Origin of the sequence: Haemophilus parahaemolyticus (genome assembly GCF_002015035.1) — a bacterium.
GTDB classification, from domain to species: domain Bacteria; phylum Pseudomonadota; class Gammaproteobacteria; order Enterobacterales; family Pasteurellaceae; genus Haemophilus_A; species Haemophilus_A parahaemolyticus.
This window is the reverse complement of sequence record NZ_MUXY01000011.1, coordinates 1-24497: the sequence shown is the minus strand read 5'-3', so window position 1 is coordinate 24497 and position 24497 is coordinate 1. Positions and strand designations below refer to the sequence as shown.

Below are 24497 nucleotides of genomic sequence, written 5' to 3'. Positions count from 1 at the left end.
GAATTTGTATGTCTTCTCTTGAATTTTCACGTCGCCAATTTTTACAAAAAATGTCGCTGATGACGGCAAGCCTTGCGATGCCTTCATTCCTTGTTCCGCGTGAGGCAAAAGCAAACGGAACAAAAACGCCTGATGAATGGAAAATGACTGGCTGCCAATGGGGTGCAGTGCGTGCCAAAGTGGTCGATGGCAAACTCGCTGAAATTAAACCCTTTGAATTTGATAAACACCCGACTGAAATGATCCAAGGCATCAAAGGTATTTTATATGGCGAGTCTCGCGTGCGTTATCCGATGGTACGATTAGACTGGCTCAAAAATCGTGAAAAAAGCGACCGCTTGCAACGGGGCGACAACCGCTTTGTTCGCGTCAGTTGGGATGAAGCACTCGATCTTTTCTATCAAGAACTGGAACGCATCCAGCAAAATTACGGCCCTTGGGCACTCCACACCGCTAACGTAGGCTGGCGTTCTTCTGGGCAATTCCACAGCTGCGGAAACCATATGATCCGAGCGATTGCAATGCACGGGCATAGTGTTGGTACGGTGGGCGATTATTCCACAGGAGCTGGACAAACCATTCTGCCGTATGTGCTGGGTTCAACTGAAGTTTATTCACAAGGTACTTCGTGGGAGATCATTTTAAAAGAGACCAAAAACCTGATCTTCTGGGCGAACGATCCAATTAAAAATCTACAAGTGGGCTGGAACTGCGAAACGCACGAGGCTTATGCCTATTTTGAGCAGCTAAAAGAGAAAGTGAAAAATAAAGCGATCAATGTGGTGTGTGTTGATCCTGTGAAAAGCAAAACGCAAAATTATTTGGGCTGCGACCATTTTTATGTAAACCCACAAGCGGATATGCCGTTTATGTTGGCAATTGCCCATACACTTTACACCGAGAATTTATACGACAAAGCCTTCCTCGATGTTTACACCCTTGGTTTTGAGAAATTCGTGCCTTATTTGCTGGGTGAAACCGAAGATAAAATCGCTAAAACACCAGAGTGGGCTGCACCAATTTGTGGCGTTTCTGCCGAGAAAATCCGCGAATTTGCACGTACGTTGGCAGGAAAACGCACCCAACTGATTTTTGGCTGGGCAATCCAACGCCAACAACACGGCGAGCAGCCTTATTGGATGGGTGCAGTATTAGCCGCGATGTTGGGGCAAATTGGCTTGGCTGGCGGCGGTGTGAGTTATGCTCACCATTACAGTTCGGTAGGCGTTTCAAGTTCTGGGGCTTCAATGCCAGGCTCCTTCCCATCGAATTTAGATGAAGGGCAAACACCGAAATACAACAACAAAGATTATCAAGGTTATAGCGAAGTTATCCCTGTGGCTCGTACCACCGATGCATTACTTCACGCAGGCGAAACCATTGATTACAACGGCAAAAAAATCACCTACGCTCCATATAAAATGGCGATTTTTTCAGGCTGTAACCAGTGGAGCCGCCAATCGCAATTGAACAAAATGAAGCAAGCCTTCCAAAAATTGGAAACCGTGGTTTCGCTTAATTACAGCTGGACGGCAACTTGCCGTTTCTCCGACATCGTGCTACCTGCTTGCACGCCATTTGAACGCAACGACATCGATGCCTATGGCTCTTACAGCAACCGTGGGATATTAGCGATGCACAAATTGGTTGAGCCGATGTATGAAGCCCGAACTGATTTTGAGATCTTCAAAGGATTATGCGAACGTTTTGGCAAAGCGGAAGAATATTGCCGCGGAATGAACGAAATGGAATGGGTGGAACGCCTCTACCGTGATTGTCGCAACGCCAACCGTGGCAAGTTTGAAATGCCCTCGTTTGAGGAGTTTTGGAAAACAGGCTACGTGCTTTTCCCAGAGGGCAAACCTTGGGTACGCCATGCTGATTTCCGCGAAGATCCTGAATTGCACGCCCTTGGCACGCCATCAGGCTTTATCGAAATTTACAGCCAAAAAATCGCCAGCTATGGCTATACCGATTGCAAAGGGCATCCAATGTGGTTCGAAAAAGCCGAACGCTCGCACGGCGGACCAAACTCAGAAAGCTACCCGTTCTGGATGCAATCAGTTCACCCCGATAAACGCTTGCATTCTCAGCTGTGCGAAGCGAAAAACTTACGTGATACATACAGCGTAAAAGGGCGTGAACCGTTCTATATGAATCCGCAAGATGCGGCGAAACTTGGTATTCAAGACGGTGATTTAGTGCGTGTTTACAACGAACGCGGGCAAGTGTTAGTAGGGGCAGTATTATCGGATAACTTCCCAACGGGGGTGGTGCGTTTGCAAGAAGGAGCGTGGTTCTCACCGCTTGATGAAAAAGTTGGCTCAATTGACACCTACGGCTGCCCAAATACCTTAACGTTAGACATTGGGGCATCTAAACTCTCGCAAGCTACTTGTGTCAGCACTTGCTTAGTCAATGTGGAAAAATGGCAAGGCGAAGCTCCTGAGCCGAACGGCTTTAGTGGTCCGAAAATAGTGGAGCGAGCGTAATGTTCCAAAAAGAAGAGTACCAATTTATCTATCGCTGGTTTAGCAATATACTCGGACGGGAACTTACCGATGCACAATTGCAAGGCTTACAAGCGGGCGAATTTACCCCGTTTTTTGCCTTTTTGAAAGAGACGGGCTTTGCTGCTGAAATCGTACAGATTGAAACGGCACTTGCCAGCTTGCAGCTCCACCCACACACCCGTTTAGAGCTGGCCGCCGATTTTGCCGAATGCTTTTTGCTAGAAGGTACAATCAGTGCAATGCCTTATGCTTCCGCTTATTTAGCAGGCGAGGAACTGACGCAAAACTTGCAAAAAATGGATGATTATTTCACAGAATTTGGTCTGCAAACCAACCGCCAAGTGAATGAACCGAGCGATCATCTTTGCGTCTATTTGGAAATTTTGCTTAAGCTTGTTGAGCAAAAAACGCTTGCTGAACAACGTCAATTTATCCGCGAACAACTGCAGACGTGGCTGCCGAAGATGACAGAAAAATTGGCAAAAATTTCCCTTCAAAATCAGTTTTACCCAGCACTATTTTCGTTGCTGTGTAAGATTTTGGCATTGCACGCAAGTCGCCAAATTAGAGAAGAAAAAGTGGTACGTGAGGTGATTATGGCGATGGATAAGGCATATCACCTCACGAAAAAATAGGCAATTTTGAGAGAAGAGCTTGAATAGGCAAAGAAAAACAAGTATAATTGCGAACCTTTATTATAGTCTTTGGTCGGGTTTATACCTGACGAGGTAGTGAGTACGCTGTGTTGAGTCAGCACTCATCGCCCGAACCATACAAACTTACTTAAGTAATTGGAGAATTAAAATGTCAAGAGTTTGCCAAGTAACCGGCAAGCGTCCAGCAGTTGGTAACAACCGCTCACACGCATTAAACGCGACTCGTCGTCGTTTTTTACCTAACCTTCACACTCACCGTTTCTGGGTTGAGTCTGAAAACCGTTTCGTAACTTTACGCTTAACAGCGAAAGGTATGCGTATTATTGATAAAAAAGGCATCGATGCAGTATTAGCTGAAATCCGTGCTCGTGGCGAAAAAATCTAAGGAGCTAACCAATGGCAGCTAAAGGTAACCGTGAGAAAATCCGTTTAGTTTCTACTGCAGAAACTGGTCACTTCTACACAACTGATAAAAACAAACGTAATATGCCTGAAAAAATGGAAATCAAAAAATTTGATCCAGTAGTGCGTAAACACGTTATCTATAAAGAAGCTAAAATTAAATAATTTTAGACTAATTTTAAACCCGAGCAATGCTCGGGTTTTTTCTTTTCCGAAACCGCAAACGGTTGCTTATTGATTAGACAATCAACCTGTAAGCTGTTAAATTTGCTTTCCATCTTGCAAAAAAAATGTACAATGAGCCAGTTTTGACGTAACCCTACATCAAAATCTGTTTCCAACCTAGCCCGTCCTTTGGGCAAACTAGGGTAAAAACAAAAAAGCTGAAACGCTTTTTTTAATAAGTAGCGAGTCAAATGCCCCATGACATCTGGTCTTTTAGGATCAGAAAGCTTAGGCTTCCCGCAAGGCACCCGACTTATTTTTTTCACCTCTTTTAGAAGGTTTTAATTAAAAATGACAATTACCACACCTGTACAAGCAATCCTTGCTTCAAACCAACATTTCTTAGACCGCCAAGATGCGATGGAATCTAACGTACGTAGCTATCCGCGCAAATTGCCTTTTGCCTATGCAAAGGCACAAGGCTGTTGGGTAACAGACGTTGAGGGCAACGAATACCTCGACTTTTTAGCAGGGGCAGGAACCCTTGCATTAGGACACAATCATCCAGTGTTAATGCAAGCCATCAAAGACGTTTTAGACAGCGGTTTACCGTTACACACTTTAGATTTAACGACCCCGCTGAAAGACGCATTCACTGAAGAATTATTGTCATTCTTCCCGAAAGATAAGTACATCTTACAATTCACTGGTCCCTCAGGTGCAGATGCCAACGAAGCGGCGATCAAATTAGCGAAAACTTACACAGGTCGTGGTAACGTGATCGCCTTCTCTGGCGGCTTCCACGGAATGACCCAAGGTGCATTAGCCTTAACTGGTAATCTTGGTGCAAAAAATGCCGTGCAAAACTTAATGCCAGGCGTGCAATTCCTACCATATCCGCACGAATATCGCTGCCCATTTGGCATCGGTGGCGAAGCGGGTGCGAAAGCGGTTGAGCATTACTTTGAAAACTTCATCGAAGACATCGAAAGCGGCGTGGTAAAACCTGCTGCTGTGATCTTAGAAGCAATCCAAGGCGAAGGCGGTGTTGTACCAGCCCCAATCAGCTTCCTACAAAAAGTACGTGAAGTGACCCAAAAACACGGTATCTTAATGATCGTGGACGAAGTACAAGCAGGCTTCTGTCGTTCAGGTAAAATGTTCGCCTTTGAGCACGCAGGTATTCAACCAGATATCGTGGTGATGTCGAAAGCCATTGGTGGTAGCTTACCATTAGCGGTACTTGCGATCAAAAAAGAATTCGATGCGTGGCAACCAGCGGGGCACACAGGCACATTCCGCGGCAACCAATTAGCGATGGCGACAGGTTACGCTTCACTTAAAATTATGCGTGATGAAAACCTCGCACAAAATGCCCAAAAGCGTGGCGAATACTTAACAAACGCATTATGCGAATTAAGCAAAGAATATCCGTGCATCGGTAACGTGCGTGGTCGTGGATTAATGATGGGTATCGATATTGTAGACGAACACCAAGCGAAAGATGCAACAGGGGCTTACCCACGCGATTGTGAATTAGCAGCAGCAATCCAAAAAGCGTGCTTCAAAAACAAACTCTTGCTCGAACGTGGCGGACGCGGCGGCAACGTGGTTCGCGTGCTTTGTGCGGTGAATATCAATCAAGCTGAGTGCGAAGAGTTTATCAAACGCTTCAAACAATCCGTTGTAGACGCATTAAAAGCGGTGCGTGGTTAATTAAAAGCGGTTGGATTTTGCAAAAGTTTTGCGGATTTTGACCGCTTGTAAATTCAAAATGGTGGGGAAATCCCACCTTTTTTCTACTCAACTGTACAAAACTGGGATATACTTATGCTATATACAATTAAGCATAAGGAATAACTATGATTGAAGCCTCTGTTTTTATGACTAATCGAAGTCAAGCCGTGCGTTTGCCCGCTGAAGTTCGCTTTTCTGAAGAAATCAAAAAATTATCGGTTCGTGTATTAGGCAGTGATCGGATTTTATCGCCTCTCAACCAATCTTGGGATAGTTTTTTCTTGAATGATCAAGCAGTTAGCGATGATTTTATGAATGAACGAGAAATTGCATTTCAACCAGAGCGTGAGGCTTTATAGTGTTGAAATATATGCTTGATACTAACATTGTGATTTACGTGATTAAGCGTAGACCATTGGAAGTTCTTTCTCGCTTTAATCAAAATGCAGGGAAAATGTGCGTGAGTAGCATTACTGTGGCTGAACTCTATTATGGAGCTGAAAAAAGCGAATATCCCGAAAGAAACCTTGCGGTTATTGAAGATTTCTTATCACGCCTCACCATTTTAGATTACCAACCAAAGCATGCAGCTCATTTCGGCAATATTAAAGCTGAACTCTCTAAACAAGGGAAATTGATTGGCGAAAATGATATTCATATAGCTGCTCATGCTCGTAGTGAAGGGTTAATTCTGGTTAGTAACAATTTAAAAGAATTTGAGCGAGTTCCCGCATTGCGTACAGAAAATTGGGTGTAATTTATATCTAGGAATAATTATGTCAAACCTTGAACAACACAAACAAGCCTTGTTTTGCAACGATAGCAAAGCAATCACTGACTACGAAACAGCAATGCACAATGCAGTGCAAGCGGTCTCTTCTTGGCTGAAAAATGAAAAAATGTACACGGGCGGTTCTATCAAACAGATGCGGGCTTTGGTGGACGGCTTTAAACCAACGAAAGAAGGTGTGGGCGTGCAAAAATCGCTCGAACACTTGGTGAAAATTTTTCTAAATCCAAGTTTGAAAGTACATCACCCACATTCATTAGCACACTTACACTGTCCAACGATGGTCGCAAGCCAAATTGCGGAAGTGTTGATTAATGCCACCAACCAATCTATGGACTCTTGGGATCAAAGCCCTGCGGGTTCGATTATGGAAGAGCATTTGATCGACTGGCTCCGCCAAAAAGCGGGCTACGGCGAAGGCACTTCGGGTGTGTTTACTTCTGGCGGTACGCAATCTAACTTAATGGGCGTATTGTTGGCACGCGATTGGGCGATTGCAAGCCACTGGAAAAACGAAGACAGCTCTGAATGGTCGGTACAACGTGATGGTATTCCTGCTGATGCAATGAAAAAAGTGAAAGTAATCTGCTCAGAAAACGCTCACTTCTCCGTACAAAAAAATATGGCGATGATGGGAATGGGTTTCCAATCTGTCGTGACCGTGCCATCGAATGCAAATGCTCAAATGGACGTAGCTGCTCTTGAACAAACGCTTGCCCAATTAAAAGCCGAAGGTAAAATCGCTGCTTGTATCGTGGCAACTGCAGGCACAACAGATGCGGGCGCAATTGATGATTTAAAAGCAATCCGCAAACTTGCTGATGAATACCAAGCGTGGTTACACGTTGATGCCGCTTGGGGAGGGGCGTTATTGCTTTCCAAAGATTACCGCCATTTCTTAGATGGTATTGAATTGACCGATTCCATCACGCTTGACTTCCACAAGCACTTCTTCCAAACAATCTCGTGTGGGGCGTTCTTGTTGAAAGATCCTGCGAATTATCGCTTTATCGACTACAAAGCCGACTACCTCAACTCAGAATATGATGAAGAGCACGGCGTACCAAACTTAGTGGCAAAATCGCTACAAACCACCCGCCGTTTTGATGCATTGAAATTGTGGTTCACCGTTGAAGCCTTGGGCGAAGAACTTTACGCCTCAATGATCGACCACGGCGTAAAACTCACCAAAGCAGTGGAACAATACATCAACGACACCGCATCATTAGAAATGCTCGTACCAAGCCAATTCGCTTCCGTGCTATTCCGCGTTGTGCCAGAAGGCTACCCAACTGAATTTGTTGATGCCCTCAACCAAAACGTGGCAGATGAACTCTTTGCACGAGGCGAAGCGAATATTGGTGTGACCAAAGTAGGCGATAAACAGTCTTTAAAAATGACCACATTAAGCCCGATTGCAACTTTGGAAAATGTGAAAGCCTTGCTTGCACAAGTCTTAGCAGAAGCTAATCGTATTAAAGAGGCGATTGCTAATGGCACTTACGTTCCACCGATTGATTAGTTAATTTACTAAGAAAAATAACCGCTTGTATTCGGATACAAGCGGTTATTTTGACATATAGGGCAAAATAAATGTCTTATCTATAATAAAACATTTACTTTTAGATCTAAATTCCGAGCAAATTTAGTTTAATAAAACATATGGAATGCAAAAATTCCCTCTATTTTTAACCGCTTGTTTCCCCCCAATATTAGCATTTATTTCGCTAAACATTTCGTAAACTCATCCGCAATGCCTTGCAAGAATTGAGGATAAGCTTCCGCACTCATCTTAACTTTCGCACCAAGTGGATCAAGCTGACCAACACCCACTTGTGTACCTTTGCTTAAACTTTCTACTACACGTGGTGTAAATTGCGGCTCAGCAAACAAGCAAACTGCTTTATGTTCCGCAATATGCTCTTTGATTTTAGCCAAAGTTTTCGCTCCAGGGGCAACGGTTGGGTTAATAGTAAATGAACCGAGCGAGTTTAAACCATAAGCTGATTCAAAATAACCGTAGGCTTCATGGAAGGTATAGTAGCCTTTGCCTTTTACTGGCTCAAGCTGGGCTTTTAATTGCACAGTTTTGGCGTCTACTGCAGTTTTAAATTTTGCTAAATTTTCTGCAATTTTTGCTTTTTTCGTTGGATACAATTGCGTTAAACGATCTGCGATTTGCTCTGCTGCAATTTTACTTGCATCGCTTGAAAGCCAAATATGCCAGTCATGACTGTGGTCATGTCCATGATGATCGTGACCATGGGCATGTTGATGATGTCCGTGATCATGGTCGTGGTCGTGATCTTCGTGATGTGTTGCTTCAATAATCTCTTCGATTGCAGGCACTTCGCCCAATTCTAACACTTTGCTTTCAGGTAATTTTTCAACCGATTTTTCTAAAAATGATTCAAGACCGTGACCTACCCAAACCACTAATTCTGCTGATTTTAATTTTTCGACATCAGATGGTTTTAAACTGTAATCATGCGGTGATGCACTCACAGGTAATAGCACTTGTGTTTCTGTCACACCATCGGTAATCGCATTCGCAATAAAACCAAGCGGTTTGATAGTGGTTAATACATCCGCATGAGCAAATGAAGTTGCGGCTAAAATTCCTGCTGTAAGTAACGTTTTTTTCATAATGTATCTCCTGTTAATAAAGCGTTAAGTTTGAGCATTCTAGCAGAATGATTTTAAATTACCATTATTTTTTTATGGGCTTTTTAAGTTGGTATTCTCAATTATGATAAATTCTTTTTTATACACCCAATTATTTCGTTATAATATCCAAAATGACCATCACGATAGTGAGACTAACAATGAAAAAAATACACTCATCTTTTATGCTATTTGTAGCATTATGTAGTATGCAATCTATGGCAGAGCAACCTCATGTCCAATCAAGTAACAAACAAATAACGCAACAATCATTAACACACCAGTTAGCGATGGCTTTAGCGAAAGAAGATAAAAAACAACTATCTGCTTTACAAGTAGCTTTTTTAAAGCAAAACGCATTATCTACTGAACAATTTCATAGACAAACTCAAATCACAGAAAATATTCTCACCCGGATTTTTAAAACAGATAAAAATCTCACCCCCAAATTTTTAGACTACCTCTATTTCGAACCAACTGAAAGCAATGATGCTACTCTCAATAATGCAATGAAACAGAATTTACTTGTTTCTTTTTTCGCAAATGAGAAGGCTAAAATTTATCTAAAACATAGTTCAAACACGCAAACTTTTATTGATTTATTGCTTGAAAATGGTGCAAAATCTTCTCAACTTGTGCAAGTTGAAGGTTCAGCTAAAGCGATCTTGCAAAGCATTGCTCAACAAATGCAACAGGATTTCTCCCCTAAAACGGTATTTTCAATTACGGAGAATCGCATTAGTTTAATTGTTCCTTCTTCACTGATAAAACCTCGTTTAGCATTGGCTAACGCTATTTTTGATAAACAATTCAAAGGGGTTGAAGTGGATGATTTTTCATATTTAGATCAACCTCGAAGCAATTTACAGCATAACAATCAAACCATTCGTTATAAAACTTTCCAAGCTATGCTAGAAGGTTTGGAAAACTAATCTTACCCAACAGGAGTTTATTATGACATTTAAGCTGAAAAAAAGCACAATAGCTATTTTTAGCATCACTACTGCTTTATTTGCAATGCCTACTATCGCAACAACACCAATACCTGAACATAAGGCAGTAGAATTAAGTATTTTACATATTAACGATCACCATTCTTATTTAGAACCTCATGAAACCCGTATTCAACTTAATGGAAAACAAACCAAAGTTGATATTGGTGGTTTTTCAGCAGTAAATGCAAAATTAAAAGAATTACGTAAAAAATATAAAAATCCGCTTGTATTACATGCAGGTGATGCTATTACAGGCACGCTTTATTTCACCTTATTTGGCGGTTCAGCTGATGCAGCAGTGATGAATGCTGGTAATTTTCACTATTTTACGTTAGGAAATCATGAGTTTGATGCGGGTAATGAAGGCTTATTAAAGCTCCTTGAACCACTAAAAATTCCTGTTTTATCTGCTAATGTGATCCCTGACAAAAGTTCTATTTTATATAACAAATGGAAGCCTTACGATATTTTTACTGTTAATGGTGAGAAAATAGGCATTATTGGACTAGATACCGTTAATAAAACAGTTAACTCATCATCACCTGGTAAAGATGTTAAATTCTACGATGAAGTGGTCACAGCTCAAATTATGGCAAATACCTTAAAATCGCAAGGCATTAACAAGATCATCTTACTTTCTCATGCAGGCAGTGAAAAAAATATCGAAATTGCTCAAAAAGTAAATGATATTGATATTATTGTTACAGGTGACTCCCATAATTTATACGGCAATGATGAACTGAGAGCATTAAAATTACCTGTGATTTATGAATATCCACTTGAGTTTAAATCTCCAAATGGTGAGCCTGTTTATGTCATGGAAGCCTGGGCATATTCTGCTGTAGTAGGCGATTTAGGTGTGAAATTTAGCAAAGATGGTATTGCAAGTATTACGAGAAAAATTCCTCACGTACTTATGAGTAGTAATAAACTGCAAGTAAAAGACAAAGAAGGCAAATGGAAAGAACTTGAAGGTGAAGAGCGTAAACAAGCTGTTGATAGCCTAAAAGCAACGCCAAGTATCTCATTAGACTATAGTGATAAAACCACTGATAAAATCATTGCTAAATATCGTCATGAAAAAGATCAGTTAGCAAAAGAAGTGGTGGGTACTATCAACGGTAATGTTATGCCAGGTGGTTCTGACAACCGTATTCCAAATAAGGCAGGTTCAAACCCTGAAGGTTCAGTAGCAACACGCTTCATTGCAGAGACTATGTATAATGAACTTAAAAATGTTGATTTAACAATTCAAAATGCAGGTGGCGTTCGTTCAGATATAGTACCAGGAAATATTACTTTTAATGATGCTTATACCTTCTTACCTTTTGGTAATACATTATTTACCTATAAAATGGAAGGGGCATTAGTAAAACAAGTGATTGAAGATGCTTTGCAATTTTCTTTAGTTGATGGTTCAACGGGTGGTTTCCCATATGGAGCAGGTATTCGCTATGAAGCTAATGAAATGCCTAATGCAGAAGGAAAACGTTTAGTGAATGTGGAAGTATTTAATAAACAAACTCAACAATGGGAAGCTATAGATGATACTAAACGTTATCTAGTCGGTACTAACTCATATATTGCAAGCGGTAAGGATGGTTATAAAACATTTGCGAAAATGTTTAACGATCCAAAATATGAAGGCACTGATACTTATCTGCCAGATGCTGAAAGTTTCATTAAATTTATGAAGAAAAACCCTTCTTTTGAATCTTATAGCACATCAAATGTGAAATTTAATGTAGTCAACGACGTACTACCTAAAAAATAATTATCTCTCCAAATAGATTGCGGTGTAGTAAGAAAGCTTACTACACATGCAATTTTATTTATAAAACGAGTTAATTTTGTCATTTGCGTTCAGCTATGCAAATGTGTAAACTTTGTAGTAATTGATTTCTTATTTTTGAGGCTTTTATGCAATTTCAAGATTATTTAGCAACCTTTCCTAGCATTGATCATCTTGCAAGTTTAGAAATTAAAAATAAATCAGATGAAGTCATTCATTATATTCCAGCAATTGAAGGGAAATTGGGCTCTTTAAAGCTATATAATGCATTATTTGCAAAATTTAATGGCAAATTAACCGCTTTAGCAGCCCAACAAGGGTTAGAGTGGTTTGCAGAACACGTAGAAGATGCAAAATTACATCATGGTAAACATCCTAATATTGATTTGCTTTTTGATGTAATTGAAAAAAATATCACTTTAACATTAGTCCCTATTAATAAAGCCTAACGATTGAATAACGAGGAGTTTTTATGAAATTATTAAAATCATTAGTAATTTTAGGTTTATCATCTTTAATAGCAGTAACAACTAGCCAAGCTGCAGAAAAAAAAGCACAACAACAAACACAAAAACGCGATATAGCACTTGAGCGTTTTAACCAAAATGTAGGCATTTACCTTATTTCACGAGGGTTACAAGCAGATAAAAATAATCAACCTGTTGTAACACTAACTTATACTATTCAAAATAAAGGTCAAAATAAAATTAGGTCTCTAAATTGGGTATCTGCTTACCAAATTGAAAACAAAATTTTCTATGTGCGAGAACTCCCGATTAACTTTGAACCTTCACTGGATTCAAAACAACAGATTGATGTTACATTTAATGTACCTTTATCAGAAATGCCTGAACAAGCACAGCAATTATTTACTAGCCGAGAGGCTAAAATTAGTGCCATCAATGGTGCTAAAAATGTTGTGTTTTCAAATGGCAAACGTATTGTTGTGGCTAAATAATAAAGCCTTTGTTTTAACATAAGCATCCCATTAAATGCCAATAATTAGGATGCTTTTTCTATCTTTGAAAAAGTGATTATGCACTAAACTTAGCCCACTTTTCCAACACAACGTCTTGCGCCCTTTCAGGCTGCAAACTATCCAACCACGTAATTTCATTTTGCCAGCCACGCAACCAAGTGATTTGGCGTTTTGCAAGCTGGCGAGTGGCACAAATGCCTTTGAAAATCGCTTCATTAAGCGAAATATTGCCCTGCAGATATTCCCACATTTGGCGGTAGCCCACACAACGAATAGACGGCAAATCAATATTCAAATCGCCGCGCTCGAATAGTTTTCGTACTTCTTGTTCAAAACCAAGCGCAATCATTTTATGAAAGCGCTGCTCAATGCGTTGGTGTAACACAGCCCGATCTTCAGGGGCGATAGCAAATTGCAATACATCATAGGGCAAACTTTCGCCTTGTTGGGCAGTGAGTTCAGTCATCGTTTTACCAGTAATGTAGAACACTTCCAACGCACGGTTGATACGCTGGCTGTCGTTGGGATTGATACGATTTGCCGAAACAGGATCGATGATCATCAAATCTTGGTGCAAAGCCCCCCAGCCAAATTCTGCTGCTTTTTGTTCAATTTTAGCTCGCACTTCACTGTTAGCAGAAGGTAGCGGCGAAAGCCCTTCAATCAGAGCTTTGTAGTAAAGCATCGTGCCGCCAACGAGCAACGGAATTCGACCGCTTGCAGTGATTTCTGCCATCTCTTTTAAGGCATCGGCTCGGAAATTCATAGCAGAATAGCTTTCCGCTGGGTCTAAAATATCGATCAGGCGGTGCGGTGCTTTTGCCAATTCCTCAGGGCTTGGCTTTGCTGTGCCGATATCCATTCCCTTATAAATCAAGGCGGAATCTACACTAACCACTTCCACTGGCAGGCTTTCACGCAAGGCAATTGCCAAGTCAGTTTTGCCCGAAGCGGTCGGGCCCATTAAAAAAATCGCTTTAGGTTTATTATTCATCTTTTATTCTATTTTTATTCTGATCTGAGCGACATCTCGCCAATCGCAAAAGCATTCAATTCGCCATTTTGCTCAAGCAATAACTCGCCTTGTTCGTTAATACCACGTGAAGTACCGTGAATTTCGTGATCGTTGGCAATCAATTTAACAGCTCGATTTTGGAAAATATCGAATGCTTGCCAACGCTCTTGATAGTGAGAGAAGCCAACAAGCGGGTAAATTTTCAAGTTTTTTTGCAATGCCTGCACTAAATCGCAGACGAGTTTATTACGGTCGAAATGGTATTGCGAAAGATCTGACCACGCTTGCGTGACAATTTTCTCATCCACTTGCGTCATTCCTAAATTCAGCCCGATTCCAATCACCAAATGAATACCCTCTCGGTTAGCTTTAGTTTCAATCAGAATCCCACCCATTTTTTTGCCTTGGTAATAGACGTCATTCGGCCATTTGATCTGAATATCTTGCACATTTTGGGCTTGTAGGGCTTCAGCAATAATAAGCGAAACCACCAAACTCAACGCGGGTAAATTATCCAACTCTTCTTGCTTGTAATGCCATAAAATCGAAAAGTAGAGGTTCTGACTTTCAGGCGAAAACCACGTTCTACCCCGTCTGCCACGCCCTGCAGTTTGGGTTTCCGCAAGACAAACAGTGCCTTGTTCTAACGTTTGATAATGTTCAAGCAAGTAAGCATTGGTAGAGTTAATTTCATTGAACACAAAGGCTTGCCCGCAAAGCAAAGCTTCTTGAATTTGAGATTGGTTGAGCTTCATTTTATTTCCCTAATACGAGTTTCTAGCGAGTAATCCATTCACTATCAATTTCGCCATTTTTGCCCATAAAACGCACTTCAGGGTGCAGCTCTACGCCAAATTTTTCACGAACTTGTTGACGAACAGCTTTTGCTAAATTCACAACATCCATTCCCGTAGCGTTTTCTTTGTTAATCAACACCAACGCTTGCTGGGTATGCACGGCTGCTCCGCCTACTTGAAAACCTTTTAAACCACATTGGTCAATCAACCAGCCAGCGGCTAGTTTGACCGTATCATCAGCTTGCGGATAGTTTGGAATGTTCGGATAAGCGGTCTGAATTTGCTGAAAAGTGGCAGCATCGATCACAGGGTTTTTGAAAAAACTGCCTGCATTACCAAATTCATCTGGATTTGGCAATTTGCTCGAGCGTACAGCACACACCTCTTCAAACACTTGCTGAGCCGTTACCGTTTCAGGATCAAACTGTGCCAATGAGCCATAATTCAGCACAGGTTTCCACACTTTTGGCAATTTCAAACCAACCGCAATAATTGCATATTCGTCTTTGTATTCGTGCTTGAAAATGCTGTCTCTATAACCAAAACGGCAGGCTTCTTTGCTTAAGCGGGAACGTTCGCCCGTTGGTAGATGAACAACATCGACAAAATCACACACATTCGCAAATTCTACGCCATAGGCACCGATGTTCTGAATTGGTGCTGAACCTGCCACACCTGGAATCAAGGCTAAATTTTCTAAGCCGTAAATACCCAGTGAAAGTGCCGTTTTTACGAGTTCGTGCCAATCCTGCCCACCTTGCACGTGCAAATAGTGGAAGTCCGCATCTTCACGCTGTTCAATTCCTTGCATTTTATTGACCAGCACAACACCGTGGAAATCATCGGTAAAAAGTACATTCGAGCCTCGCCCTAAAAGCAAAATAGGTTGATTAGCGTGAGTTGCGGTTTGCCACGCAGTTAAAAGCTGTTCGACATTAGTATATTCAATAATTTTGGAAGCCTTAACAGGCAGATGAAAGGTATGAAAAGGCGTTAAGTTTTGCATAATATTTGTTCAGTTAGAAAATTTCGGGCATTTTAACATAAATACACAGATTATTTGGTATTTGATATTTTCCAACATATGAATGTTTCTTTAAATAAGCGGTCAAATTCCTAGAAAATTTTGCAAATTCCCTACTTAGGTTTATACTTGCCACATTAAAACAAAAATAAAACGGAGCCTATTATGCGTATTGATACCTCAGCACTTTGCGATATTTATTCAGACCAAGTTGATGTGGTTGAGCCAATCTTCTCAAGCTTTGGCGGTGCGTCTTCTTTCTGTGGTCAAATTACAACCGTAAAATGCTTTGAAAGTAATGGTTTAATTGAAAAAGTTTTAGAAGAAGAAGGTAACGGTCGCGTGCTACTCGTTGATGGCGGTGGTGCAGTGCGCCGTGCGTTGATTGATGCGGAGTTAGCACAATTAGCTGTCGATAACGGCTGGGAAGGCATTATTGTTTATGGTGCGGTGCGTCAGTTAGATGTGTTGGAAACCTTAAATATTGGCATTCACGCTTTAGCCCCGATCCCTGTTGGTGCGGACAATACCGAAATTGGCGAAATTGATACGCCTGTAAATTTCGGTGGCGTAACATTCTTCCCAGAAGATTACGTGTATGCGGACTTAACGGGTATTATTCTTTCGCCTGAAGCACTGGATTTAAACGAATTAGAAGAGTAATTTTGCTTTTTTAATTGAAGATGCAAGCGTTATGCTTGCATTTTTATCGTAAAGTAGGAACTAAATTTGAACGACTTATTTATTATTGACTCCCACTGCCACCTTGATGGCTTAGACTATCAAACGCAACATAAAAGCGTGGATGAAGTGATCGAAAAAGCCAAAGCACGTGGTGTGGGACATATTATTTCTGTTTGCACTACACTTGGACGTTTTGAGACGATGAAACAGCTTACCGCTCATCGCAATGATGTTTCACTAAGCTGCGGTGTGCATCCGCTTAATGTAGATGAAGAACCTTTCGATTACGACAAACTCTTGGCTTATGCCCAAGACAATAAAGTCGTTGCCATTGGCGAAACAGGATTAGATTACCACTACACACCTGAAACTAAAATACTTCAACAAGAGCAATTTACGGCTCAAATTGATGTGGCGAAAAAGGTCAATAAACCGCTGATTATTCACACTCGTTCAGCACGCGAAGATACCATGAATATGCTTGAGCAAGACGGTGCAAAACAATGTGGCGGTGTGTTACATTGTTTTACCGAAGATTATGCGATGGCAAAACGTGCATTGGATATTGGATTTTATATTTCGATTTCGGGTATTATCACCTTCCGCAATGCAGAAGAATTGCGGGATGTGGTCAGAAAACTACCGCTTGATCGCCTATTGGTGGAAACCGATTCTCCGTATCTTGCGCCAATTCCTTACCGTGGCAAGCCAAATCAGCCTGCTTATGTGCGTGAAACGTGCGAATATTTGGCAATATTAAAAGGCGTTTCAACCGAAGAATTGGCTCGCATCACCACGCAGAATGTTCAAAAATTATTCAAAATTAACTTGTAGGACTTAGTATGAAATCAATCCTCAAATATTTCTTATTTCTCGTTTCGCTCTCATTTTTCATCGTCATCGCAGGCACAGTAAACTACGTAATGCCAAGTTACGATGAAACGGTGGTAACAGGAATGGAAGTGCGCCGAATGGACAAAGATGGCGTCATCAGCAAATCTAACCCTGCAGATGGCGAAGTGCGTGATGTGTATTTCTTGTTCACCGAAAATCCAGACAGTAAAAAAACAATGGTTTATCGTAATGAAGATACAGGCTGGGGATTACCGCCTTACTTCAAATTCGGCTCTGCTGATATGCAAGCGAAAGCACAAGCCTATGCGAACGAGCATCAACGCGTGCAAATCAAATATTACGGTTGGCGTATTAACTGGATGAATGAGTTCCGCAACGTAGTTTCCATCAAACCACTTGCCGAAGGCGAAACGCTATCCCAACCGATTGTAAGCTATATTTTATATGCCGTGCTTGCTTTCTTATTCTTCCTTTCTATCCAATTTATTCGTGGCGTTTTTCGTGATAAATAATCGCGAATCTACAACGTGATAAGAGATCACTACAGTACCTCTAAATTTACTCTCCAAAATATCGCCGACCTTTTTAGGTCGGCAAACCACAGTTTCTCGTTGCCTACTCGCAAACCCAACACTAACATGTCGATGTAAACTAAATTTACTGTTCCGTTTTCACCCCCCTAAAATATTAAAAATTTTCATAACCAATAAGAAAATTATGAGGTTGCATAATGTAAGAAAAAGTTAGAAGATGTGAACCAAGCAGTTTAGACGGCTAAACGTCTAAACAAACCCGATTTAAAATAGCAGGAGTACATTATGACAACAGCACACATCTTAGGCTTTCCTCGTGTAGGGGCAAAACGTGAATTAAAATTTGCACAAGAACGTTATTGGCGTAAAGAATTAGCAGAGCAAGATTTATTAGATTTAGCGAAAGCATTGCGTGAAAAAAACTGGAAACATCAAGCAGCGGCGAATGCAGATTTTGTTGCAGTGGGCGATTTCACGTTCTACGATCATATTTTAGATTTACAAGTGGCAACTGGGGCAATTCCTGCTCGTTTTGGTTTTGATAGCCAAAATTTAACCCTTGATCAATATTTCCAACTTGCACGTGGTAACAAAGATCAATTCGCGATTGAAATGACCAAATGGTTTGATACGAACTATCATTATCTTGTGCCAGAATTTCATAAAAATACACAATTCAAAGCTAATCCAGCACATTATGTAAATCAAATTCGTGAAGCAAAAGCCTTAGATTTAAACTTCAAACCGGTGATTGTTGGGCCATTAACATTCTTATGGTTAGGTAAAGAAAAAGGCGAACCATTTAACCGTTTCGATTTATTAAATCAATTAGTGCCTGTTTATGTTGAAATCTTAAATGCATTAGTGGCTGAAGGGGCAGAGTGGATTCAAATTGATGAACCTGCATTAGCATTAGATTTACCAGCAGAATGGGTTGAAGCCTATAAATCTGTTTACGCTGAATTAAGCAAAGTGAACGCAAAATTATTGTTAGCCACTTATTTTGGTTCTGTTGCACAACACGCTGACTTATTAAAAGCCTTACCTGTTGCGGGCTTGCATTTAGATTTAGTGCGTGCACCAGAACAACTTGCGGCATTTGAAGATTACAGCAAAGTGCTTTCAGCAGGCGTGATTGAAGGTCGTAATATCTGGCGTGCAAACTTAAACAAAGTGTTAGATGTATTAGAGCCATTAAAAGCAAAATTAGGCGAGCGTTTATGGATTGCTCCAAGCTGTTCATTATTGCACACCCCATTTGATTTAGAAGTGGAAGTACAATTAAAAGAAAAAAATACCGCACTTTACAGCTGGTTATCTTTCACACTACAAAAAGTAGAAGAATTAAATGTATTAAAACAAGCCTTAAATAATGGCAGAGCCTCTGTACAAGCGGCATTAGATGCAAGCCAAGCGGCAGCAGATGCACGTGCAACCTCAAAAGAAATTCATCGCCCTGAAGTGGCAGAACGTTTAGCAAACTTACCAAAAGGTGCGGATCAACGTAAATCGCCATTTGCAGAACGTATTGTTAAGCAAAATGCGTGGTTAAATTTACCGCTTCTGCCAACTACAAACATTGGTTCATTCCCGCAAACGACTGAAATTCGTCACGCCCGTGCAAGTTTCAAAAAAGGCGAGTTATCTCTTGCAGATTACGAAGCGGCAATGAAAAAAGAGATCGAATATGTAGTACGTCGCCAAGAAGAATTGGATTTAGATGTGTTAGTTCACGGCGAAGCAGAACGTAACGACATGGTGGAATACTTTGGGGAATTATTAGAGGGTTTCGCATTCACTAAATTTGGTTGGGTACAAAGCTATGGTTCACGTTGTGTAAAACCACCGGTAATTTACGGCGATGTGACTCGCCCAGAGCCAATGACGGTACGTTGGTCACAATATGCACAAAGCCTCACAAACCGTGTGATGAAAGGAATGCTCACAGGCCCTGTGACTATTTTACAATGGTCATTCGTGCGTAACGATATTCCACGTTCAACCGTATGTAAACAAATTGGCGTGGCATTATCTGATGAAGTGTTAGATTTAGAAGCAGCAGGCATTAAAGTTATCCAAATTGATGAGCCAGCCATTCGTGAAGGTTTACCACTTAAACGTGCAGATTGGGATGCCTACTTACAATGGGCAGGCGAGGCATTCCGTTTAAGCTCAATGGGCGTGCAAGATGATACGCAAATTCACACTCATATGTGTTACTCTGAATTTAACGACATCTTACCTGCGATTGCGGCATTAGATGCGGACGTGATTACCATCGAAACTTCACGTTCAGATATGGAATTATTAACGGCATTTGCGGATTTCAAATATCCAAATGATATTGGCCCTGGTGTGTATGATATTCACAGCCCTCGCGTACCAACGGCGGCGGAAGTAGAACATTTATTACGCAAAGCGTTAAATGTCATTCCAAAAGAACGCTTATGGGTAAACCCAGACTGCGGTTTAAAAACACGTGGTTGGACAGAAACTATCGATCAATTAAAAGTGATGGTGGATGTGACCAAAAAATTACGTGCGGAATTAGCGTAATAAGCGGTGAAATTTAACTTATAATTTGCAAACACATAAATAAAACCGAGCTTTTCAAGCTCGGTTTTTTTCTATTCCGTTCCGTTGTAACCGCTATATTAAGGTCAAAAAAGAGGGATAATTACATAACTATAAAATTTTTCATTATCTTCTAGTAACTAAATTACATAGAATAGTAAAATTTCTTTAATTCTAATCATTTGCAACCTCTATTGTTGCAAACCATTTGAAACTCTAGCATTAACTTGGCTCTTATTTTCTCTATACTTTTAATCTATTGATTAAAATGTATTCATAAAATAACCACTTTTTGCTAAATTTAAAATATGAGGCACTTTTAGATCAATCTTATGAAAAAAACTGTATTTCGTCTTAATTTTTTAACCGCTTGTATTTCATTAGGGATAGCATCACAAGCATCGGCAGGACACACTTATTTCGGTATCAACTACCAATACTATCGTGATTTTGCAGAGAATAAAGGGAAGTTCACAGTTGGAGCCCAGAATATTGAGGTTTATAACAAGAAAGGGGAATTAGTCGGTACATCAATGACAAAAGCACCGATGATTGATTTTTCTGTAGTGTCGCGCAACGGCGTAGCGGCATTAGTGGGCGATCAGTATATTGTGAGTGTTGCACATAACGGTGGATATAATAGCGTTGATTTTGGTGCGGAAGGACAAAATCCAGATCAGCATCGTTTTTCATATCAAATTGTAAAGAGAAATAATTATAAACCTGGTCAATATGATGGCGATTATCATATGCCTAGATTACATAAATTTGTCACTGATGCTGAGCCGATAGAAATGACAGAAACAATGCATGGAAATACGTATGCAGATCATACTAGATATCCTGAACGTGTTCGTATTGGTGCAGGTAGACAATGGTGGAGAACCGCTGAAGATCAAGAAAAGGGACGTAATAGCTCATATTGGATTGCTAGTGGCTATCAATGGAGAACTGCTGGTAACACGCATTCCCAAGGTGGGGCAGGTAATGGTACGGTAAATTTAAATGGAGATCTGACAAAACCGAATGATTATGGACCTTTGCCAATCGCTGGTTCTTTAGGCGATAGTGGATCGCCAATGTTTATTTATGATGCAAAAAAACAAAAATGGCTGATCAACGGCGTATTGCAAACAGGTAACCCTTTCTTGGGGGCGGGAAATGGATTCCAATTAATTAGAAAAGATTGGTTTTATGACAATATCTTTGCAGAGGATTTGCCTATAACATTTTTAGAACCAAGAAGTAACGGTCATTATTCATTTACTTCAAATAATAATGGAACTGGTACGGTTACTCAAACGAATGAAAAAGTGAGTATGCCTCAATTTAAAGTCAGAACGGTTCAGTTATTTAATGAAGCATTAAAAGCAGAAGATAAAGAACCTGTTTACGCCGCAGGTGGTGTAAATGCTTATAAACCAAGACTAAATAATGGTAAAAATATTTCATTTATTGACTATGCGAAAGGTGAAGTTACTTTTACTAATAATATTAACCAAGGGGCTGGCGGTTTATATTTTGAAGGTGACTTTACAGTATCTTCAGAAAATAATGCAACTTGGCAAGGGGCAGGCGTACATGTAAGTGAAGGTAGCACCGTTACTTGGAAAGTAAATGGTGTTGAAAATGATCGCCTTTCTAAAATTGGTAAAGGAACGTTACATATTCAAGCAAAAGGTAAAAACTTAGGCTCAATTAGCGTTGGCGATGGTAAAGTAATCTTGGATCAACAAGCCGATGAAAATAATCAAAAGCAAACCTTTAAAGAAGTTGGCATTGTAAGCGGTAGAGCAACAGTTCAACTCAATAGTGCAGATCAAGTTGATCCTAACAATATTTATTTCGGATTTCGTGGAGGACGATTAGATCTTAATGGTAACTCATTGACTTTCAAACGTATTCAAAATACTGACGAAGGAGCGATGTTAGTTAACCACAATGCAACTCAAGCATCAGAAATTATCATTACTGGCAGTGATACTACCAATAATCAAGGAGGCGACTTAACCAATAAACGTGATATTGCTTTTAATGGTTGGTTTGGTAATAAAGATGATACTAAAAATACTGGACGTTTGAATGTTAATTACAATCCACTTAACAAAGATAATCACTTCCTTCTATCAGGTGGAACAAATTTAAAAGGGAATATTACCCAAAATGGCGGTAACTTAATTTTTAGCGGTCGTCCAACGCCTCATGCTTACAATCATTTAAATCAAAATCATGCCAAGATAGAAGGTTCAACGCGAGGAGAGGTCATCATCGATGATGATTGGATCAACCGCACATTTAAAGCAGAAAACTTCCAAATTAAAGGCGGGCAAGCGGTGGTTTCTCGCAATGTTTCTGCAATTAATGGTAATTGGACAATTAATAACAACGCCTCAGCAACTTTTGGTGTGACACCAAATCAAGAAAATTTAGTTTGCATTCGTTCTGATTGGACAGGACTCACTCAATGTAAATCAGAAAAATTAACTAACGAAAAAACTATCAATTCGTTACCAAGAACAAAAGTAAATGGCAACGTGCAGTTATCTAATACCGCAAGCCTCGTTGCATCAGGATTCGTGGATTTAATTGGCAACGTGAGTTTAACCGAACAGAGTCGATTTACATTAAGCCATAATGCAACCCAAACTGGTTCGTTAAACCTTGTTAATCAAGCGAATGCAACCGTGAATAATGCCCAGTTAATGGGAAATGTAACATTATCAGATTCTGCTCAGTTTAATTTAGCGAATAGTCATTTTTCACATCAAATTAGCGGTGCAGAAAGCACTACGGTTAATTTAGACAATGCAAATTGGACAATGCCAGCGAGCACTACTTTAGGTAGTTTGGCACTCAATAATAGTGAAATTACGCTGAATCCAGATTTTGTTACTCAAGCGAACAATAGCCAATTTAATACGCTTACTATCAACGGCAATTTAAGTGGCAATGGGACGTTTAATTATCGCACTTATCTGACTCAATATTTAGGCGATAAATTGCAAATTAATGGACGTGCACAAGGTGACTTTAAGCTTAATGTGCATAATACGGGGGCAGAACCCACAACACTTGAACAATTAACGCTAGTTACCCTTAAACAAGCGGTAGATTTAGGCTTGAACTTTACCTTAGCCAATCAACATGTTGATGCAGGTACTTGGCGTTATGAGTTAATTAAAAAAGGGAATGAATATCGTCTATATAATCCGATTAAAGAACAAGAATTAACTCAAAACTTAACCAATGAAGCTCAAAAGTTAAGCGAATTATTAGCGAAAAAAACGGCATTAACCGAAAAACGTCATGCTCAAGAAGAAAAAGTGCGGTCAAAAAGATCAGTATTATCCGAAGTATTGCCTGATCAAAGCCATCTCAACACATTAAAAACGGAATTAGCAGCACTTCAACGTAACCAAAATGCAGCACAGGAAGTGCAAAATCAGAAAGAAATGGCACTAACCCAAGCACAAGCTACAGTACAAGCGGCTCAAGAAAAAGCACAGACTGCAACCAATGCGTACGAATCCGCTAAAAGCCTAGAAACTGCTCAAGCTTTAGATGAAGCAAATATCGCTTTAGCGACAGCACAGGTGAAAAAAGAGGAAGCTCAAATTGAGTTTGCCACAGCTAAACTGACACAGCTTAATCTCGCAAAACAGCAACAAGAAAAAGCACTGGCTGTTGCTGAAGAAGAAAAAGTGTTATCTGAAAAAGGGGCGTCTTTACAGGCTGAAAAGCAGGCTTTCTATTTTATGGTGTTATCACTTGAGGAAGTGAAAGAGGAACTTATCATCACAGAAGAGCTTCTCCGACAAGCACAAGCTAACAATGCAGAATTGAAAGCGAAAAAAGCATTACTTGAACGCGACTTAGAAGAACAAGCCAATCAAAATAAAGAGGCTCAAACCTTCAAAACTACTCTTGCGGAAACACAGCAAGAGAAAGCAACCGCGGCTCAAGAAAAAGCAAAAGCAGCAGAACAAAATAATAGTAGCTTAAGTGCTCTTAATCTGGCGAATCAAGCTGTTATTGCTAAACAACAAGCGGTCGAAAATCTTAAAAATAGCACGAATGTACAAGCTCAAGCATTAACGGCAGAGCAAGCAAAAGTCGAACAAGACAAAACGCAAGCAGAGCATCACAAAGCAAATGCTCAACAACGTCAAACCATTGAGCAAACTATGCCTGTTACTGCTCAATTCCGCCAAGAGGAAGAGAAACGTATCGCGGAAGAAAAACGTATCGCGGAAGAAAAACGTGTAGCGGAAGAGCAACGCAAAGCTGAGGAAGCCAAACGCCTAGCCGAAGAAGCTCGTAAG

Annotated in this window: 21 protein-coding genes; 17 read left to right on the top strand and 4 right to left on the bottom strand. The window is 40.4% G+C overall.

Annotated elements, in window-relative coordinates; all coding sequences use genetic code 11:
- The first annotated feature begins 8 nt into the window (after nucleotides 1-8).
- The 8 genes from torA (at nucleotide 9) to ddc (ending at nucleotide 7785) form a co-directional block, all read left to right on the top strand.
- The gene (torA, locus tag B0185_RS07170) at nucleotides 9-2492 is read left to right on the top strand and encodes a trimethylamine-N-oxide reductase TorA (protein WP_005706995.1); all 2484 of its coding nucleotides are present in this window, start codon (nucleotides 9-11) and stop codon (nucleotides 2490-2492) included.
- A complete protein-coding gene (gene torD / locus B0185_RS07165) occupies nucleotides 2492-3148 on the top strand; it encodes a molecular chaperone TorD (RefSeq protein ID WP_005706922.1) in 657 nt (218 codons plus the stop codon). Before torA ends, torD begins: the two co-directional genes overlap by 1 nt.
- A 169-nt stretch (nucleotides 3149-3317) precedes the next feature.
- The gene (gene rpmB, locus B0185_RS07160; RefSeq protein ID WP_005599762.1) at nucleotides 3318-3554 is read left to right on the top strand and encodes a 50S ribosomal protein L28; all 237 of its coding nucleotides are present in this window, start codon (nucleotides 3318-3320) and stop codon (nucleotides 3552-3554) included.
- An 11-nt stretch (nucleotides 3555-3565) separates the two neighbouring features.
- Nucleotides 3566-3736 carry a 50S ribosomal protein L33 gene (gene rpmG / locus B0185_RS07155; protein ID WP_005706939.1) on the top strand — a complete coding sequence of 57 codons (171 nt, stop codon included), beginning with the start codon at nucleotides 3566-3568 and terminating at the stop codon, nucleotides 3734-3736.
- Nucleotides 3737-4087: 351 nt separating this feature from the next.
- On the top strand, nucleotides 4088-5452 hold the full coding sequence (locus B0185_RS07150) for a diaminobutyrate--2-oxoglutarate transaminase (RefSeq protein ID WP_005706918.1): 1365 nt from the start codon (nucleotides 4088-4090) through the stop codon (nucleotides 5450-5452).
- Nucleotides 5453-5598: 146 nt separating this feature from the next.
- Nucleotides 5599-5832, top strand: a complete 234-nt coding sequence (vapB2, locus tag B0185_RS07145; RefSeq protein WP_005706948.1) for a type II toxin-antitoxin system antitoxin VapB2 — start codon at nucleotides 5599-5601, stop codon at nucleotides 5830-5832.
- Entirely contained in the window at nucleotides 5832-6230 is a 399-nt protein-coding gene (gene vapC, locus B0185_RS07140; RefSeq protein WP_005706920.1) for a type II toxin-antitoxin system tRNA(fMet)-specific endonuclease VapC, read from the top strand. The genes vapB2 and vapC overlap by 1 nt, the downstream gene beginning before the upstream one ends.
- A 19-nt stretch (nucleotides 6231-6249) precedes the next feature.
- Nucleotides 6250-7785, top strand: a complete 1536-nt coding sequence (ddc, locus tag B0185_RS07135) for an L-2,4-diaminobutyrate decarboxylase (RefSeq protein WP_005706963.1) — start codon at nucleotides 6250-6252, stop codon at nucleotides 7783-7785.
- A gap of 197 nt (nucleotides 7786-7982) precedes the next feature.
- Here ddc and znuA read toward each other — a convergent pair whose 3' ends face one another.
- Nucleotides 7983-8912 (bottom strand): zinc ABC transporter substrate-binding protein ZnuA, encoded by a 930-nt coding sequence (gene znuA, locus B0185_RS07130; RefSeq protein ID WP_370447476.1) that lies wholly within the window; start codon nucleotides 8910-8912, stop codon nucleotides 7983-7985.
- Between the two features lie 224 nt (nucleotides 8913-9136).
- Between znuA and B0185_RS07125 the strand changes: the two genes are divergently transcribed.
- From B0185_RS07125 to B0185_RS07110, 4 genes are all read left to right on the top strand, one after another.
- Nucleotides 9137-9859, top strand: a complete 723-nt coding sequence (locus tag B0185_RS07125; RefSeq protein ID WP_005706921.1) for a hypothetical protein — start codon at nucleotides 9137-9139, stop codon at nucleotides 9857-9859.
- Between the two features lie 85 nt (nucleotides 9860-9944).
- Entirely contained in the window at nucleotides 9945-11696 is a 1752-nt protein-coding gene (nadN, locus tag B0185_RS07120; RefSeq protein ID WP_050855330.1) for an NAD nucleotidase, read from the top strand.
- 146 nt (nucleotides 11697-11842) lie between these two features.
- Complete coding sequence (locus B0185_RS07115; RefSeq protein WP_005706989.1) at nucleotides 11843-12163, top strand: DUF2322 family protein; 321 nt, start codon at nucleotides 11843-11845, stop codon at nucleotides 12161-12163.
- Nucleotides 12164-12186: 23 nt separating this feature from the next.
- A complete protein-coding gene (locus tag B0185_RS07110; RefSeq protein ID WP_005706959.1) occupies nucleotides 12187-12672 on the top strand; it encodes a hypothetical protein in 486 nt (161 codons plus the stop codon).
- A gap of 76 nt (nucleotides 12673-12748) precedes the next feature.
- On the opposite strand, the gene miaA is transcribed toward B0185_RS07110, so the two are convergent.
- Genes miaA through murB form a run of 3 tightly spaced genes read right to left on the bottom strand, consistent with a single transcriptional unit; the run spans nucleotide 12749 to nucleotide 15511 of the window.
- Complete coding sequence (miaA, locus tag B0185_RS07105) at nucleotides 12749-13687, bottom strand: tRNA (adenosine(37)-N6)-dimethylallyltransferase MiaA (protein WP_005706982.1); 939 nt, start codon at nucleotides 13685-13687, stop codon at nucleotides 12749-12751.
- 14 nt (nucleotides 13688-13701) lie between these two features.
- A complete protein-coding gene (locus B0185_RS07100) occupies nucleotides 13702-14463 on the bottom strand; it encodes a biotin--[acetyl-CoA-carboxylase] ligase (RefSeq protein ID WP_005706984.1) in 762 nt (253 codons plus the stop codon).
- A gap of 22 nt (nucleotides 14464-14485) precedes the next feature.
- Nucleotides 14486-15511, bottom strand: coding sequence for a UDP-N-acetylmuramate dehydrogenase (murB, locus tag B0185_RS07095; protein ID WP_005706976.1), 1026 nt, complete (start codon nucleotides 15509-15511; stop codon nucleotides 14486-14488).
- Nucleotides 15512-15694: 183 nt separating this feature from the next.
- Here murB and rraA point away from each other — a divergent pair, with 183 nt between their 5' ends.
- The 5 genes from rraA to B0185_RS07070 all read left to right on the top strand — a co-directional run.
- Nucleotides 15695-16192 carry a ribonuclease E activity regulator RraA gene (rraA, locus tag B0185_RS07090; protein ID WP_005706937.1) on the top strand — a complete coding sequence of 166 codons (498 nt, stop codon included), beginning with the start codon at nucleotides 15695-15697 and terminating at the stop codon, nucleotides 16190-16192.
- A gap of 66 nt (nucleotides 16193-16258) precedes the next feature.
- Nucleotides 16259-17047 (top strand): TatD family hydrolase, encoded by a 789-nt coding sequence (locus B0185_RS07085; RefSeq protein ID WP_005706934.1) that lies wholly within the window; start codon nucleotides 16259-16261, stop codon nucleotides 17045-17047.
- A gap of 8 nt (nucleotides 17048-17055) precedes the next feature.
- A complete protein-coding gene (locus B0185_RS07080) occupies nucleotides 17056-17580 on the top strand; it encodes a DUF1523 family protein (RefSeq protein WP_005706992.1) in 525 nt (174 codons plus the stop codon).
- Between the two features lie 306 nt (nucleotides 17581-17886).
- Entirely contained in the window at nucleotides 17887-20157 is a 2271-nt protein-coding gene (metE, locus tag B0185_RS07075) for a 5-methyltetrahydropteroyltriglutamate--homocysteine S-methyltransferase (protein ID WP_005706964.1), read from the top strand.
- Nucleotides 20158-20507: 350 nt separating this feature from the next.
- Nucleotides 20508-24497 (top strand): S6 family peptidase (locus B0185_RS07070; RefSeq protein ID WP_143413719.1); only part of this gene is annotated, 3990 nt, incomplete at its 3' end.